Origin of the sequence: Pseudarthrobacter sp. C1 (assembly GCF_034720455.1) — a bacterium.
Taxonomy (GTDB): Bacteria; Actinomycetota; Actinomycetes; order Actinomycetales; family Micrococcaceae; genus Arthrobacter.
This window is the reverse complement of sequence record NZ_JAYESK010000006.1, coordinates 38,053-52,933: the sequence shown is the minus strand read 5'-3', so window position 1 is coordinate 52,933 and position 14,881 is coordinate 38,053. Positions and strand designations below refer to the sequence as shown.

General features: G+C 65.8%; 15 protein-coding genes. 6 read left to right on the top strand and 9 right to left on the bottom strand.

The annotated features are described in order from the left end of the window. The first annotated feature begins 1 nt into the window (after position 1). From narI to U7114_RS11765, 5 genes are all read left to right on the top strand, one after another. Positions 2-889 carry a respiratory nitrate reductase subunit gamma gene (gene narI, locus U7114_RS11785; RefSeq protein ID WP_323057454.1) on the top strand — a complete coding sequence of 296 codons (888 nt, stop codon included), beginning with the start codon at positions 2-4 and terminating at the stop codon, positions 887-889. 12 nt (positions 890-901) lie between these two features. Beyond that, the gene (locus U7114_RS11780; protein ID WP_323057453.1) at positions 902-2,137 is read left to right on the top strand and encodes an MFS transporter; all 1,236 of its coding nucleotides are present in this window, start codon (positions 902-904) and stop codon (positions 2,135-2,137) included. 5 nt (positions 2,138-2,142) lie between these two features. Then, the gene (locus U7114_RS11775; RefSeq protein ID WP_323057452.1) at positions 2,143-2,895 is read left to right on the top strand and encodes a hypothetical protein; all 753 of its coding nucleotides are present in this window, start codon (positions 2,143-2,145) and stop codon (positions 2,893-2,895) included. Positions 2,896-3,268: 373 nt separating this feature from the next. Continuing rightward, positions 3,269-4,399, top strand: coding sequence for an ice-binding family protein (locus U7114_RS11770; protein ID WP_323057451.1), 1,131 nt, complete (start codon positions 3,269-3,271; stop codon positions 4,397-4,399). A 10-nt stretch (positions 4,400-4,409) separates the two neighbouring features. Continuing rightward, positions 4,410-5,027 carry a class F sortase gene (locus tag U7114_RS11765; RefSeq protein WP_323057450.1) on the top strand — a complete coding sequence of 206 codons (618 nt, stop codon included), beginning with the start codon at positions 4,410-4,412 and terminating at the stop codon, positions 5,025-5,027. Positions 5,028-5,096: 69 nt separating this feature from the next. Here U7114_RS11765 and U7114_RS11760 read toward each other — a convergent pair whose 3' ends face one another. After that, on the bottom strand, positions 5,097-5,615 hold the full coding sequence (locus U7114_RS11760; RefSeq protein WP_323057449.1) for a GNAT family N-acetyltransferase: 519 nt from the start codon (positions 5,613-5,615) through the stop codon (positions 5,097-5,099). 80 nt (positions 5,616-5,695) lie between these two features. After that, complete coding sequence (locus tag U7114_RS11755) at positions 5,696-6,112, bottom strand: hypothetical protein (protein ID WP_321214546.1); 417 nt, start codon at positions 6,110-6,112, stop codon at positions 5,696-5,698. An 88-nt stretch (positions 6,113-6,200) separates the two neighbouring features. On the opposite strand from U7114_RS11755, the gene U7114_RS11750 reads away from it, so the two are divergent. Next, positions 6,201-6,869, top strand: a complete 669-nt coding sequence (locus U7114_RS11750) for a helix-turn-helix transcriptional regulator (RefSeq protein WP_323057448.1) — start codon at positions 6,201-6,203, stop codon at positions 6,867-6,869. Positions 6,870-7,080: 211 nt separating this feature from the next. Here the strand turns inward: U7114_RS11750 and U7114_RS11745 are convergent, their stop codons facing one another. From U7114_RS11745 to U7114_RS11715, 7 genes are all read right to left on the bottom strand, one after another. Continuing rightward, positions 7,081-7,746 carry a haloacid dehalogenase type II gene (locus U7114_RS11745; RefSeq protein ID WP_321214544.1) on the bottom strand — a complete coding sequence of 222 codons (666 nt, stop codon included), beginning with the start codon at positions 7,744-7,746 and terminating at the stop codon, positions 7,081-7,083. Further along, positions 7,743-8,399, bottom strand: a complete 657-nt coding sequence (locus tag U7114_RS11740; protein WP_323057447.1) for a TetR/AcrR family transcriptional regulator — start codon at positions 8,397-8,399, stop codon at positions 7,743-7,745. Before U7114_RS11740 ends, U7114_RS11745 begins: the two co-directional genes overlap by 4 nt. After that, positions 8,396-10,888: a PEP/pyruvate-binding domain-containing protein gene (locus U7114_RS11735; protein WP_323057446.1), complete on the bottom strand. Its 2,493-nt coding sequence runs from the start codon at positions 10,886-10,888 to the stop codon at positions 8,396-8,398. The genes U7114_RS11740 and U7114_RS11735 overlap by 4 nt, the downstream gene beginning before the upstream one ends. A gap of 375 nt (positions 10,889-11,263) precedes the next feature. Next, positions 11,264-11,635, bottom strand: coding sequence for a PH domain-containing protein (locus U7114_RS11730; RefSeq protein WP_104999181.1), 372 nt, complete (start codon positions 11,633-11,635; stop codon positions 11,264-11,266). 17 nt (positions 11,636-11,652) lie between these two features. Then, positions 11,653-12,159, bottom strand: a complete 507-nt coding sequence (locus U7114_RS11725; protein ID WP_323057445.1) for a TM2 domain-containing protein — start codon at positions 12,157-12,159, stop codon at positions 11,653-11,655. A 252-nt stretch (positions 12,160-12,411) separates the two neighbouring features. After that, the gene (locus U7114_RS11720; RefSeq protein WP_323057444.1) at positions 12,412-13,815 is read right to left on the bottom strand and encodes an MFS transporter; all 1,404 of its coding nucleotides are present in this window, start codon (positions 13,813-13,815) and stop codon (positions 12,412-12,414) included. Between the two features lie 387 nt (positions 13,816-14,202). Then, positions 14,203-14,856, bottom strand: a complete 654-nt coding sequence (locus U7114_RS11715) for a TetR/AcrR family transcriptional regulator (RefSeq protein WP_197432458.1) — start codon at positions 14,854-14,856, stop codon at positions 14,203-14,205. Positions 14,857-14,881: the final 25 nt, after the last annotated feature.

Here is a 14,881-nt window from a genome sequence, read left to right as displayed (position 1 = left end):
CATGGTGACCTTTGAAACGCTGCCTTTTGAAACACAGCCCGGAGCCGCCGTCGAACTCTCTGCCCTGGACACTGTGCTGTGGGGTGTCCTGCCCTACGTGATGGTGGTGGTCCTGGCGGGCGGGCTGGTCTGGCGGTACAAGTACGACCAGTTCGGCTGGACCACCCGGTCCTCCCAGCTCTACGAATCCAGGCTGTTGCGGATCGCCTCGCCGCTGTTCCACTTCGGCCTGCTCGCCGTGATCGCCGGGCACTTCTTCGGTCTGGTTATCCCGATGTCCTGGACGGAGGCGGTGGGGATGAGCCAGGACTTCTACCACTTCAACGCCCTGTTCGTGGGCGGGATCGCGGGCGTGGGAACCCTGGGCGGGATCGTCCTGCTGATCTACCGGCGCCGCACCACCGGGCCCGTGTTCATGGCCACCACCAAGAACGATAAAACCATGTACGTGGTCCTCACTGCCGCCATCGTGTTCGGCCTGTGGACCACGCTGGCCAGCGTGTTCGAGGGCGAGCACGCGCACAACTACCGTGAAACCGTGGCTCCGTGGTTCCGTTCGCTGTTCATCTTCCAGCCGGACATCGCAGCCATGGCCGCCGCGCCGTTTTCCTTCCACCTGCACACGCTGGTGGGGATGGCGCTGTTCATCATCTGGCCGTTCACCCGGCTGGTCCACGCCTTCACTGCACCGTTCCACTACCTCTTCCGCCCGTACATCGTGTACCGCTCGCGGGACCGGGTGAAGGCAGGTGCTGCGGCCGGTGGACGCCCGGGCCGGAGGGCCGGAACCGGGGCGGCCGGCAAGGCCGCGCAGAATCCCAACGCCCCCAGCGCCCGGCGCGGCTGGTCCGCCGTCGGGACCCAGGACCGGGACACCCGGAACCGGTGAGAGGAGAAGACAATGGCCGCAGCCGCCCAGCCCACTGAAACCTCCCACCCGGGCAAGGGACGGAACCTGGCCCTGGCCACTGCCGCCTCGGTCACCGCCTTCTGGGCGTGGAACATCGTGGCGCCGCTGGGCGCGCGCTACACCCAGGGGATGGGACTGGACCCCACCTCCACAGCGGTGCTGGTAGCCATGCCCATTTTTGTGGGAGCGCTGGGCCGGATCGTGATGGGCGCCCTCACGGACCGCTTCGGCGGCCGGGTCATGTTCACGGTTGTCCTGCTTGGCAGTGTCCCGCCCGTCCTGCTGGTGGCCCTCGGCGGCACCCTCGGTTCCTACGCCGTGGTGCTGGGCGCCGGCCTCTTGCTGGGCATCGCAGGTACCGTGTTCGCCGTCGGAATTCCCTTTGTTTCCGCCTGGTACGAACCCTCACGGCGCGGCTTCGCGACGGGCGTTTTCGGCGCTGGGATGGGCGGGACCGCGCTGGCGGCCTTCCTGACCCCGCGCCTGGTGACCTGGATCGGCTACCTGCCCACGCACCTGCTGATTGCCGGGCTGCTGGTGGTGATGGGGGCCGTGATCTGGTTCAACCTGAAGGAGTCCCCGGACTGGAAGCGGAACACCGCGCCGGTGATCCCGAAACTCAAGGACGCGGCCGGGCTCGCCGTCACCTGGAAGCTGTGTTTCCTCTACGCCATCGTCTTTGGCGGGTTCGTCTCCTTCGCCACGTACTTGCCCACGTACCTCCGGGATATCTACCAGTTCGATCCCACTGCTGCAGGCACCCGAACTGCGGGTTTCGCCCTGGCGGCGGTCCTGTTCCGGCCCATCGGGGGAGCAGCCGCGGACAAAATCGGGTCCAAGCCAGTGGTCCTCACGTCGCTGGCGGGCATCGCGGTCCTGGCTTTCATCGTGAACCTGCGGCCCGACGGCGAGATCCCGGCAGGCCTCACCTTCGTGGCCATGGCGGCATCGCTCGGCCTGGGCGCCGGTGGCGTGTTTGCCTGGGTGGGCAGGCTCGCGCCACAGGGGAAGGTGGGCAGCATCAGCGGCATTGTCAGCGCGGCCGGTGGAATGGGCGGCTACTTCCCGCCGCTGGTCATGGGAGCCACCTACAACGCAGCGGACAACAGCTACTTCATCGGCCTCATGCTGCTGGTGGTCACGGCAGTCATCGCCTTCGTGTTCACCATCGTTGCGGTCCGGTCGCCGAAGCAGCCCGCACCGCAGGGTGCATTGAAGGGGACGTAGATGTCATGAAGCGGTCAGCGTGGCCCGGCGCGGCACTACTTCTTTCGCTTTCGCTGCTCACCGCGTGCGGCGGGCAAGCCAGCCAACCGCAGGGGACGTCGTCGGGCGTTACCGCAACGGCAAGCGCCACGACAACCCGCACGCAAACGACGACGGCGGCACCTTCGCCGAGTGCCTCCGGTGGCCCCTCCGTTGCCTCGCCGTCGGCTTCCTGGACCACCTACACCACGGCGGCCCGCGACCTGGCGTTCGACCTGCCCTCCACATGGAACATCAAGGACCCGGCGGGGGAGCTGGCCGAGGGCGGCGGGGCATTCGCCGAGGTGACCAGCGAGGATGGGCGGCTGCTGGCGACGCTGCGCACCAACATGGCCACCGGCTCCACGTGCACCGAAAAGTACCCCTACTCGGTCCTTGAATCGCAGGAGATGCCGCAGCTGGCGCAATACGGCACCGTTCCGCGGTACACCTTCGAAACCCGCGGCAACGACATCGCAGCAGGCCCGCCGGATACCCCGGCAGCGGCCTACGGCATCACCACCGCGCCCCTTCCCGAAGGTGACTCGGCCTGCTATATGTTCCACTTCTTCAACTGGCCGCCCAACGCCGCCACGTTCGGGGCGTTCTACAACCCCGAGCTGAACCTGACGCCGGGCGACCCGTCGCTGCCGTACCTGGAGAAGGCGAAGCTGTATGCGGGGACGCCGGAGTATGCGGACATCAAGCGGATGATCACGTCGCTGCGGCCGGCGGGGTAGGGACGGAACGTTCGGCGTAAATGCCCTGCAACTGCGACACATCCAGGGACTTGAATAATTCTTTTGGGTTCCAGGTGCGCCCTCAAGGGCCTGGGAGTGGCGCGGGAGCCCGCCCTGACCAGCCACGATGGGGACTAGGGACCGCGCCGGCCGTTCCCAGGTTCCTCCGGGGTCTTCCCGCAGTTTGCGGAGACCGTAGGCGGACCACCGTTTGAAGCGTAGAGTCCGCAGGTATCGCTCCCTCACAATTTGTCAGGCAGTGCTTTGGGGCGTTTGCCCGCTGGGGGAAGGAACTGCCATGCAACACTGCTCTGCGCAACGACGCGGGTCACAACGACACACCTCGGGGGCATCCCGGCGCCGGCAAACAGCAATGGCAGGGGGTGCAGCCGGAGTTGTTATCCTGGCGGTCGCCTGGGTTTGGCAGCAGTCACCCGCCTTCGCTGCCACGCCGGTGGGTTTGGGCACTGCCACCTCCTACTCCGTGCTCGCCGGCTCCGCAGTGACCAACACCGGCCCATCCACCCTCCAGGGGGACCTGGGCGTCAGCCCCGGGACTGCAATCACAGGCTTTCCGCCAGGGATTACGGCGGGGGCCATCCATGCGGCAGATGCGGTTGCGGTGCAAGCGCAGTCGGACCTGACCACTGCCTATAACGCCGCAGCAAGGCAGCCGTTGACCACCAGCGTTGCAGGGGACCTTGTGGGCATGACGTTGACTGAAGGTGTCTACAGGTCCACCAGTTCGCTGGCCCTCAGCGGACAGCTCACCCTGGACGGGCAGGGCAACCCCAACTCCGTCTTCGTGTTCCAGGTGGCGTCGACTTTGATCACCGCGTCAGCCAGCAGCGTCATCCTCACCAACGGCGCCCAGGCCTGCAATGTGTTTTGGCAGGTAGGCAGTTCGGCCACCCTGGGTACCGCATCGAGTTTCAAAGGTTCCATTCTTGCCCTCACCTCCATAACAGCGGAGACCAACGCCGTTGTGGAGGGCCGGGTTCTCGCCCGTAACGGTCAGGTCTCCCTGGACACAAACGTGATCACCAACCCGGCTTGCACGCCAGCCGCAACCACACCGCCCATTTCGGGCACACCGACGCCCACGGCAACGCCCACGGAGACGGCCTCCCCGACTGAGACTGCGACTGCGACTGCGACGGCAACCAGCACACCAACTGCTACGGAGACAGCATCAGGGTCCGCCACAGCGACGCCGACTGCAACAACCGTCGACAGCCCGACGCCGACAACCGCAGGTGGAGCAGGTGGAGCAGCGGGCAATGGGCCAGGTGCCAACGGCGCCAGTTCCTCCGCGCCTGCAGCAGCTGTCCCGCTGGCCGGTACTGGTGCAGGGGGACGGAACCAGGGCACGAACATTGATACGGCAGCGGGCCTCCCAGTTGGAGGTCAGGAGGCCCTCGGAATAGTCATGGCGGCCCTTGCCGTGACCGCGGCCATCGTCTTTGCAGCCAGGCGGGTGCTCGGAAGGCGTCGGAGCAGTTAGGGCCAAGGGCTTGCGGCGGAAAGCCGTCCTCTCCCTCGTGGGGGCGGCAGGCTTAGCGGCGGCAATCCTGGGCGGCGGGTCCGCGCAGACCCTGAGTCCAGAGGCCCTGCCGCAATCGTCTCTGTCGGCTGCCGCAGAGGCGCCGTCCCCCTCGGTGGAACATGGTCCACTGCAGGAAGCTGCCGCCTCGCAGCCCGTGCACATCGCTTACCCCGCGGTGGAGATGGACCAAGCCGTCCTGCCGCTCTCTCTTACGGAGCAGGAGGCGAGCCTTGGCTCCCTTGTTCCTCCCCCTACTCCGGACGCTTACTGGCTGACCCCGTACGGCACACCTGGTCCAGGCTCCACCAACACCACGTACATCGTCGGGCACAGCTGGGAGGGGCGTCCTTCCCCCTTCAACGGGATCAGTTCACGCGCGCAGCCGGGCGATCGGCTGACCGTATCCACGGCGCAAGGGCCGCTGGTCTTCACCGTCGATGAGATCACCACGGAGTACAAGGACACCCTGAGGGACAGCGCGATCTGGGACAGGGTCCCGGGCAGGCTTGTCCTGATTACCTGCTTTACCGAGGATCTGTGGGGGACCAACATCATCATCCAGGCCAGCCCCCTGCCCTCGGATTAGCGCAGACCAACGCTGGAGCATGAACGCGCATCGCGACTTCCAACCGCAGCCCTGTCCTCCGCGGACCGGTTACGCCGTGTCGATCCAGTAGCGGCGTTTGCCGTTGCGGGTGTCCTCGTAGATGCCGCCGTTCTTTTCGATGGTGGCCCGGGAGCCTGCGTTTTCCTCATCGCAGGTAAGGAGGACCCGCTGGATTCCAAGTTCCCGGGCGATCGGCAGGGCATCAGCCAGCGCCCTGGCTGCATGGCCGCGGCGCCGTGCAGAGGGCCTGACACTGTAGCCGATGTGCCCGCCCTCGTTGAGGAGGAAGTCGGTCAGTTCGTGCCTGATGGCGAGTGAGCCAAGGAACGTGCCGTCTTCAACGATCCACAGGTAGGTGCAGGGCACATGCCCCGGCTTGCGCGGGGTCTCCGGCAGTGCGTCTCTAAGTAGCGCGTCCACGAAGCGGCCGAAAGCTTGGGGATTTTTGAGTTGCTCCAGGGGCCAGTCCTCTGCGCCTCCGCCGTCACGCCGGGCGCCGTCGAACTCAACGGCTCCTTCCAGCCAGGAGGAGTGGTAAGTAACGTCCGGAGCGATGAGGCGGGCCATCACAAGATCGTATTCGAAAGGGTGGGCTCGACGCCGGGCCTGCACCAGTGGGCCCAGCGCCGTTGCCAGTCCATTTCAGCTCACCGGAAGATGCCTGTCCCCGGGGAGAGTCGGTTCAGGGCCAGTGCGCCGACCAGGAGCCCGAAGTCCCTCAAGGCCACGTCGTAAAAGCCGCCGAGAACCAGGAGGTTGACGATGATGCCGAGAAGCCAGACCGCCACGAGCAGTGAACCGAACCGCGGCCGCACAGCCACGGCAATGCCGGCTATCACCTCGACGACGCCCACCACATACATGATGGTCTGGGCGGGCAGGGGCACGATGGACGTGGCCACCGGGGCGAGGTAGATCGTCCAGTCGACCAGCAGGTTGGTGAACTTGTCCAGCCCAAAAACGATAGGTGCAACCGTGAAGACCGTGCGGAGCAAAAGGAAGGCCTGGTGTCCCCCTCTTAGGTCCTGTGCCTGCGCCGGCGTGTGGGCTGCTTTTGTTGTCATGATGGACTCCTTCTAAAAGTAGATATCTTGATTTTAGAAAGTGCCGTAGATTTAAACAAGAGGAATCTTTTTAGAAAGAGGTGCGGGCATGACCAGGCTTCCGTGGGCACGCCGGGTGGTGGCGCTGTCCTCCCTCGGGGACGAAAAGCGGCGGCAGTTGTACGAGCTGGTGCTCGCTGCTCCTGCCGCGCTGAGCCGGGACGAGGCCGCTGACGCCACGGACCTTCCCCGGAGTACCGTGTCATTCCACCTGGACAGACTGGTGGCCGACGGACTGCTTGCCGTGGAGTTCCACAAGCCCGCCGGAAAGTCCGGGCCGGGGTCAGGGCGCCCCTCGAAGGTGTACCGGGCCATTGCCCGTGAAGTGGGCGTTTCCGTGCCGGACAGGAACTACGACCTCGCCGGGGAGCTGATGGCAGCGGCCATCGACGAGGCGGCGGCAAACAACCAGCCGGTGCGTGACGTTCTCCTCGCCACCGCCTATGCCAAGGGGAAGTCGCTGGCCGCGGACAGCCAGGGCCTGGAGGACTTCCTCGTCGCTTTCGGCTACCGTCCCAATCCCGACGGCAGCGGCGGGTTCACGCTGCCCAACTGCCCCTTCCACCGCCTCTCGGAGGGGCACCCCGGTGTCGTCTGTGCCATGAACGGGGCCTTTCTCAGCGGGGCGGCGGCCGGCAGCGGCGAGCCGGAAGAACGGGTTGCGGCCAACAACAGCCCGGGGCAGTGCTGCGCCAGGATCACTCCGCGAGGAGCCTGAAGAACGTCCGTCGGCGGGCGGACAGTCCCTGCGGCGGGCGGTCCCTGGGTGCCGCAGGAGTGCCGCGGCAGCCGCCCTAAGGGCAGAGCCGGTCGAGGGTCTCCTGCGGGAAGATTGTCCAGTCTGCTCGGGGCGCGGCTGACTGCATTCACGTGCTGGGTTCCGGGTTTGCCTGACATGCCAACGGCGCCCGTTGCGTTCCGGGCCCATCTCAGGCCAGGGCAGCAGCCAACTTGTCCAGCGCCGGCACGGTATAGTCCGGAGCCTGGAAATACTTGGGGTACTGGACGCCGGACCGGTTGATCCATGCGGTTCCGAGGCCGGCCTTCGCGGCCCCGTGGATGTCCCAGGGATGAACGGCCACCAGCAGCAGCTCATCGGGCGCTGCGCCGCACGTGGATGCGGCGTACCCGTAGGCTGCCCGTGCCGGTTTCCAAGCCGGCGCGTCCTCTACGGAGAGCAGCAGTTCAAAGCTGTCCCTGATCCCGGCGTCGTTGAACAGTTTCTCGGCAACCCCGGTAGCGCCGTTGGACAAGGTGGCCAGCCGGAACCCCGCAGCTTTGAGTGCCTTCACTCCTTCCGGGACGTCCTGGTGCAGGCCAAGCCCTGCCAGTCCTGCCATCACATGCTCCACCGCAGCGTCAGGATCCCTGTCAAGGTCCATGCCGGCGAACAGGCCGCGCAGGGCCTCTGCACCGATCTCGGCGAAAGACCCGTTGCCGCCGGCTGCGGTGAGGGCAAAGCCGTCGCGCAGCAGCGTGGCAAACCACAGCTTGGCCAGGGACGCCGGTGCACCTACCTCTTCGAACCTGCCTGCCAGGGGGGACATGTCCGAGAGGGTTTCATTGACGTCGAAAACAATGGTGGAAGGTTTCACGGGCGCAGCTCTCCTTCAGTTACAGTTTCAGGTGCCCGCCGGGTGTGCCCCGGGTCGAGGCCGAACAGCGGCAGCACCACTTCGTCCACAATCCCCACCAGGAAGTCATCCTCGATGGGGCCGGAGCCGAAGATGAACCGTTGCCGCAGCAGGGCGGGACCGGCCTCGAGCCTGAAGCCAGTCACGAGGTCCGGATCGCATTCGCCCCGTCTTACGGCGCTGGCAAGGATCTCATGCATCATCCTGCTGGCGTTTCCATGCGTGAACTCACGGACTTCTGCGGCAACTTCGGGGTTCTGCAAGGCCTCACCCAACACTCCGCGAACGGCCTGTCCAACGGTCCCTTCCAGCAGCCGGGCAGCCTGCCGCATGACGGTCAGGGTATCCAGCCGCAGGCTGCCGGTGTCCGGGACGGTGTCCGGGCCATGCATCGAGGCGTAGGCGGCGTCCAGTACCAGGGCGGCGCGGCCGGGCCAGCGCCGGTAGAGCGAGGCTTTGCTTGCGCGCGCGCGTTCGGCTACCCGGTCCATAGTCAGCGCAGAGTATCCGGATTCGGCGATCTCTGCCAGGACGGCATCGAAGATCGCGTTGTTCAGGACCGCGCCGCGCCGGCGCGGCAGCTTTCGATGGTCCGGACCGGCTCCGGCGGTCACGACGACGGCTCCGCAGCAGCCGCCGTGACCTGTCCGCGGGTGCCGTCCACCAGGACCAGCTGGCCGGTCTGCAGGTCACGGGTCCCCGACCCGGTGGCCATGACGGCGGGGATCCCGTATTCCCGGGCGACGATGGCAGCATGGGAGGCGATCCCGCCGGCGTCAACCACGACGGCGGCTGCGCGCTGGAACAGGGGAGTCCAGGATGGGTTGGTGTAGGGGCAGACAAGGACCTCGCCGCTGCGGAGCAGGCCGAATTCGTCCGGCCCGCGAATGATCCTTACCGTCCCGGTGGCCTGGCCGCGGCTGGCGGGCATGCCGGACACCAGAGTTCCGGGCGCCGGACGCATGTGAGCGAACAGCGTTGCCGTGTCCAGCAGCGGAATGCCTTCCAGTTCCCGGCGTTTCGCGGCCCTGGCCAGCACCAGCCGGCGGTAGCGTTCCCTCTCGGCGGCAGGCAGCGCGCCGCCGTCGTCCATTCCCGCCAGTTCTTCAAAGCGCAGGTGCTGGACATCGGCCGCGTCAGCCAGCACCCCGGCATCGCACAGCCGCCGGCCCAGTTCGGACAGCGCGCGCCGGAGCGGCGGCAGCACCATGGTGGCGTAGAAGTGGCTGTCTTCGCGGAAGGCGGTCCCGGCTTTTGCGGCGTCGACGGCGGACAGCAGGTGCCGCTGCAGGGCCGCGATCCGCAGGGCGGGATGACGTTTCAGTTCCGCAAGGGCCTGGCCGGTTTGGTCTGCGGCCGGCCGCCGCTCTCCCATCATGGAGGTGACCAGGCCTAGAACCACTTCGGGGGCATCGGACCAGGTCGGTGAACTGGACAAGAGCACGCTGACGGTTTCACGGTGGCCGTATTCTGCCAGGAATGCCTGGAATTGTGCGTGGAACTCCTTGAATTCAGGATCGTGCTCCAGCCGGGAAAGCAGTTCGCCCGGTTCCAGTTCCGTGAAGGCCCGGGCCAGCGTGCCCTGGGACCGGACCTGGTCGGCCAAGGCCTCCAGCGCACGGTTTGCCTGGCTGGTGCGGGTTTCCGCGCCGGCGATGAGTGCCGGGCCAAGGTGCCTCTTGCCCAGCAGCATGAGGATCAGGCGCAGCTTGGCCTGCGGAAGGAAAGCTCCCGGCAGGTACGAGATCCGCAGCTCGGTGATCCCCCGCATCGTGGCGAAGGCGTCCTCCGCGAGCCCGACCACCCCTCGCCAGGCCAAGGTCCGGGGGTCCTGGGCGTTGAGCCGCCGGACGTTCTCCAGGAATGTGGCGAACCTGCTGTCCCGGGTCCACCGGGTTGGATTGAACCGGCGGGCCCGGCGCACCACGGAAACGGGTGCGCCGAGCGTGCGAAGTGTAGGGTGCGGCACCGGAGGAACCAGCCGGACCACCACACCGTCCTCCTCCGGCAGCAAGTCGTTCACCGACGGGAAGACGACGCCGACGCTTCCGGCCATGCCGTGCAGCATGGCCAGAATGCCGCGCTGCATCCAGCCGGACACGTCCAGGGGATACGGACGTTCCTGGAACATCTCCAGGAAGAACGGACCCATCAGGCGCTGGAACGGGTTCAGGTGTAGTGGCTGCGGCGGCAGGGCGGTCATCGGCCGCGACTGGAGCACGTACAGGCGCCCGCCGGCGATGGCCCATTCCATGTCCTGCGGCCGGCCGAAATGATCCTGGGCACGTATTGCCAGCCGCGCCAGTTCCGCCAACTGCGCTGTGCCGAGGGCAGCCTGCCGGCTGCCCTTGCCGGCGCTCTCCCGGGTGCCCCCGCCGGCAAGGGCCCGGATCACAACCTCATGGGCGCCCGGGATGAACGATTTTGTCCGGCCCGAACGGTCCAGCACGTAGTGTTCCGGCGTGACGCGTCCGGAAACCACGGCCTCGCCCAGGCCGGGGCTGGCATCGACCACGATTTCACCGCGCTCGCCGGTTACCGGGTTCGCGCTGAACAGGACTCCCGCGGTGTCCGCCGGCACCATGTCCTGCACGACGACGGCAATCGACACTTCCCGCGCGTTGATCCCCTGGCGCTGCCGGTAGGCGATGGCGCGGTCCGTCCACAGCGAAGCCCAACATTCCACCACGGCACGGGTCACTGCCTGCTCGCCGACAACGTTCAGGAAAGTGTCCTGTTGCCCGGCAAAGGCGGCTCCTGGCAGGTCTTCGGCGGTGGCACTGGAACGCACGGCCACCGGACCGCCGCCCAGCGCGGCGTAAGCCGCCGCAATATCAGCGGTGACGCACGCCGGCACGTGGGATTCGGCGAACAGCGCGCGGATCCGTGCTCCGGCGTTTTCGGCTTCGAGCAACCCTTCCAGTTCGGCGCCCAGGCCGGTTTCTGCCAGCAGGGTGGCGTAGGCGGCGGTTGTGACCACAAAGCCCGCTGGAACAGGGAAGCCGTGGCGCACGAGCTCACCGAGATTGGCTCCCTTTCCGCCAGCCAACGCCAGGTCCGCGGCGCCGAAGTCGGCGAGCATCCCGGTGAATTTTTCAGGCATCCGGGACTCCCTGGGGACAGAGGGGGGCGGAGCGGCCGTTGGTCCAATGGCCCCCAGAACCATCACAGGCAGGATTCCCGGAAGTGCCGCACGAATGGCTGTTGGACACTGCGGGATTGCGGCGCTGCTTGCGGTCCATTGGGCCCCGGTTTAGAGAACTATTGGTTCTCTATAAGAGTACGTTCGTTGTGCCAAGGCCGACAAGGCTTTGACTCGGCCTCGGCATGAAAGTGGACGTCGAGGCGCCGTCAGGGCCCCGGAACCGGTCGGCCCTGCCCCACAACGCGATGGGTGGCTGGGCCGCCGGTATCCGGGCACTTCCCTCGACGTAGAAGGGCGGCCGGAGCATCCGTTCGCCCTTCTACGTGCTGAGTGCTATTTCGTGTTCAGCATGTTCCAGAGAATCAAGTCATGTGCGTGCTTGGCTTTGTCATCGCCGCGGAAGTCCGCTTCCTTGATGCTGCCACCCGTGTCGATTCCGATGCTGGAGGTTGACGCGAACCTGCCCATCATCGACTTGTTGGACAGCATCGAGACGGAGCGGATGTTCTTGTACGGCACGGACACGACGGCAAGTTTGTTTCCGACGAAGCTCTTGTCCTGGAGGATTACGCGCATGTTGGTGATGCCCACGAAGCCGGTACCGACCCCGATGCAGTCGTAAACGGCGTAGACGATTTCTCCCTGCAGGAGCCCGGCCCTGATTTGCTCGAGCTGTTCATACTTGTCGTGAATGATCTCAGTCAAAGTGCAGTCTCCTTCGCCTAGTTGCGGAGCGGAACGCCGTGGGCGTCCCGCTGGAAGTAGACGGCGCCCGCGAGGATCATGATGCCCTCGATAAGGCCCCACAAGGCGAGGAATCCCAAGCCCAGCACACTCAGGACGATCGCGAGCACGAGCTGGATGATGCCGATCTTTGTATATCCAAGGTAAAAGCGGTGGATACCCAGGCCACCCAAAAATATGCCCAACAGGCCTGCAGCGATCTTCGACTTGGACTGCGGGTAACCATAACCCGGCTGGGGCATGGGCGGTTGGCTTGAGTACTGCGGCGGCTGCGGCATAGGGGGCTGGCTTGAGTACTGGGGCGGCTGCGGCATGGGCGGCTGGCCTGAGTACTGCGGCGGCTGCGGCATGGGCGGCTGGCCTGAGTACTGCGGGCCGGGGAAGGGCGGCGGGGTTGGAGCTTGGGCGCCGTTGTAAGGAGGGGGCACAGGCGGGCCGTAATTTTCCTGCGGCGCCGAGTTCGCGTCGGGGTGTTGCTGGGTCATGGTTGATGCCTTCCGGAGAATGATGATGCGGCCCCAGGTGACCGGGCGGCGGCAGTCAACGACGGCATCCCCCAGAATCCATAGCCTTCCTAAGTGTGACGGACTGCTGGGCAAATTTCCCTGTAAGCCGCAGTGTTTCCTCCTGAAGACGTCGAGGACGTTCTTAACGAAAGCGGTCGACGGCGGGGAGTCCCGCCGTCGACCGCTTGGCCTTGGGTGCCACTTGCGGTAGCCCGCCCAAGGGTGCATCCGTTACCCCGCCGCCACGCTTTCACGGGCAGGAGCGGGCTCTGGCGCCTCAATTTCGTCCTTGCGGGTCTCGAGGTCGCCGAGCGACTTGCCCTTGGTGTCGGGGGACAGGAGGGTAGCGAGCGCTGCGACGGCGCAGATACCCAGCGTGGTCAGCCCGATGACCATGGGGACGTTGGCGGATCCCGGGGGAGCGACGGCGGTGAAGATGCTTGGGAAGAACGATGCGATCATGAGGCCCACGTTCTGCGATACGGCGAACCCTGTGACGCGGATCCGCATGGGGAACTGCTCCTGGAAGAACGTGGCAAAGGTGGCGTTCCACATCTGGAAGAAGATGCCCTGGACGATCACGATGCAGACGAAGACCAGTGCCAGGCTTCCCTGCTCGATGGCCCACAGGTATCCGCCGGCCAGCACGCCACCGCCGACGCCGCCGGCCACCATCAGCATCCGCCGGCCGATCTTGTCCGAGAGCGCGCCGAACAGCGGAATGGTGACGACGGCGGCGATGTTGGCCACGAGCGTGACCCACAGGAAGTCGCTGCTGGAGAAGCCGTTGCCGTAGCCCTTCTGCGTGGCGTAGGAGACACCGAAGATGAGCGTTGCCATGCCGATCACGTTGGTGAAGGTCATCAGGATGCACCGGACCAGGACCCACGGGTAGCTGCGGACCAGGTCAACGAGGGGGAACCGCTGCCTGGCCTTGCCCGTTTCGGTCTGGGCCACGTACGCCGGCGGCTCCTGCACCCGGCGGCGGATGACGTAGCCCGCCAGGATCACAAAGGCGCTGAGCAGGAACGGGATCCGCCAGCCCCAGGCCTGGAACTGGTCGGCGGGCAGGATGGCTGCAAGGGGAAGCAGGACGGCGGTGGCCAGGATGGAGCCCACCTGGGTGCCCTGCAGGCTGAAGCTTGCGAAGAAGCCGCGCCTGGCGTCGGGGGAGTGCTCCACGATCATCGCGCTGGCGCCGCCCAGTTCTCCTGCGACGGCGAAGCCCTGGATGAGGCGGAGGATCACCAGCATTATTGGCGCCAGGATGCCCACCTGTCCGTACGTGGGCAATAGTCCGACGGCGAAGGTGGCGAAGCCCATCAGCAGCATGGCGAAGACGAGCACCTGCTTGCGGCCGTGCCGGTCACCGTATGCTCCCAGTACGACGGCGCCTACCGGACGGGAGACGTAGCCCACCGCATAGGTGGCCAGCGAGGCGATGATCCCCACGGTCGGGTTTTCGGTGGGGAAGAAGATGGCGGGGAAGATGAGCGTCGCTGCCAGCGAGTACAGCGCGAAGTCGTAGTATTCGAGTGCGCTCCCGATCCAGCCGCTCATCGCCGCCTTCTTCGGGTCCCGCCGGCCAGCGCCGGCTTCCGGGATAGGACGGGTTTCCCCGGGGGTGGTGCTCATTCTGGTGAATTCCTTCGTCGTCATTGGCAAGGAACCGGAACTGTTGTGTTCCGGACGGTCGACGGGGACCTTGAAGGTGCCGGGTTTCGGAAAGCCCTTTCCCTTGAATCGTTTCATCAAGAATAGAATAGTGATGCCGGTTACGTCAACGCGGTAACCGAACAGCATTTGCAGAGGGCCTGACCAGGCCGCTTTCCGCCATCAGGATCGCGTAGGCGGCGGTTGTGACCACAAAGCCCGCAGTGACAGGGAAGCTAGGAGCACATCCTGCGGGACCACGAGCCCTGGACGCTTTTTCTAGGGGTGGACAACGGATTGGACGACCTCAGTCCAGCGACTCCTGCTTCTCGGCCCAGATGGACGCCCTGCCGGCAGGCGCTGGATCTTTCAAAACCGGAAAAGCGGTTCGATCTGCACGCGCAGGCGCTCGCGGAGTTTCTCCCAGAGATCCTCCGGGCGGAATCCGCGCGCCGGGGTGCGAAGGATCTCGTGGATATAGGTTCCGTTGCAGTTCTGCGCAACGATCAGTGAGTCGACGTCGGCGCTGAGGTATCCGGCTTTCCTGGCGTCGTCGAGGATGGCGGCGATCAGGGCGATAACCCTGTCGCCCTGGGAGATGCTCTGGGCCCCAAGCTGGCTTCCGGCCTTGAAGCCATGGTGCAGGTAGCTCGTGACGTTCTCCGGGTCGGTTGCGTAGAACCGGGCGCGTGCACGGAAGATGGCGTAGATCCGCTCCACATAGTCCCGCGCGGTGGAAGTATTGGCGGCCAGTTCCTTGTCCGCGTCTTCGATGGCCTGGAGCGTCGTATCCATGCGCTCGCCGATAACCAGGAGCAGCAGTTCGTGCTTGTTGCTGACGTAACGGAAGAGGGTGGCCTCCCCGACCCCGGCAAGCTCGGCCACCTCCTTGGTGGTGGTGTGCTCGTAGCCCCGCTCGTTGAAGAGCTGTTCTGCTGCAGCGCGGATGTTCTGGTAACGCTCGATCCGGGCCTTCTCGCGCAGCCCGACGGGAGCACCACTTGCGGAGGCCTCCGAAGTCATCGTCTTCATCCTTTATTAACGTTCC

What these genes read in the sequence shown, in the direction of transcription:
- narI (WP_323057454.1), top strand. Translation starts at nt 2, where the DNA reads ATGGTGACCTTTGAAACGCTGCCTTTTGAAACACAGCCCGGAGCCGCC.
- U7114_RS11780 (WP_323057453.1), top strand. Translation starts at nt 902, where the DNA reads ATGGCCGCAGCCGCCCAGCCCACTGAAACCTCCCACCCGGGCAAGGGA.
- U7114_RS11775 (WP_323057452.1), top strand. Translation starts at nt 2,143, where the DNA reads ATGAAGCGGTCAGCGTGGCCCGGCGCGGCACTACTTCTTTCGCTTTCG.
- U7114_RS11770 (WP_323057451.1), top strand. Translation starts at nt 3,269, where the DNA reads ATGGCAGGGGGTGCAGCCGGAGTTGTTATCCTGGCGGTCGCCTGGGTT.
- U7114_RS11760 (WP_323057449.1), bottom strand. Translation starts at nt 5,615, where the DNA reads ATGGCCCGCCTCATCGCTCCGGACGTTACTTACCACTCCTCCTGGCTG.
- U7114_RS11755 (WP_321214546.1), bottom strand. Translation starts at nt 6,112, where the DNA reads ATGACAACAAAAGCAGCCCACACGCCGGCGCAGGCACAGGACCTAAGA.
- U7114_RS11750 (WP_323057448.1), top strand. Translation starts at nt 6,201, where the DNA reads ATGACCAGGCTTCCGTGGGCACGCCGGGTGGTGGCGCTGTCCTCCCTC.
- U7114_RS11735 (WP_323057446.1), bottom strand. Translation starts at nt 10,888, where the DNA reads ATGCCTGAAAAATTCACCGGGATGCTCGCCGACTTCGGCGCCGCGGAC.
- U7114_RS11725 (WP_323057445.1), bottom strand. Translation starts at nt 12,159, where the DNA reads ATGACCCAGCAACACCCCGACGCGAACTCGGCGCCGCAGGAAAATTAC.
- U7114_RS11720 (WP_323057444.1), bottom strand. Translation starts at nt 13,815, where the DNA reads ATGAGCACCACCCCCGGGGAAACCCGTCCTATCCCGGAAGCCGGCGCT.
- U7114_RS11715 (WP_197432458.1), bottom strand. Translation starts at nt 14,856, where the DNA reads ATGACTTCGGAGGCCTCCGCAAGTGGTGCTCCCGTCGGGCTGCGCGAG.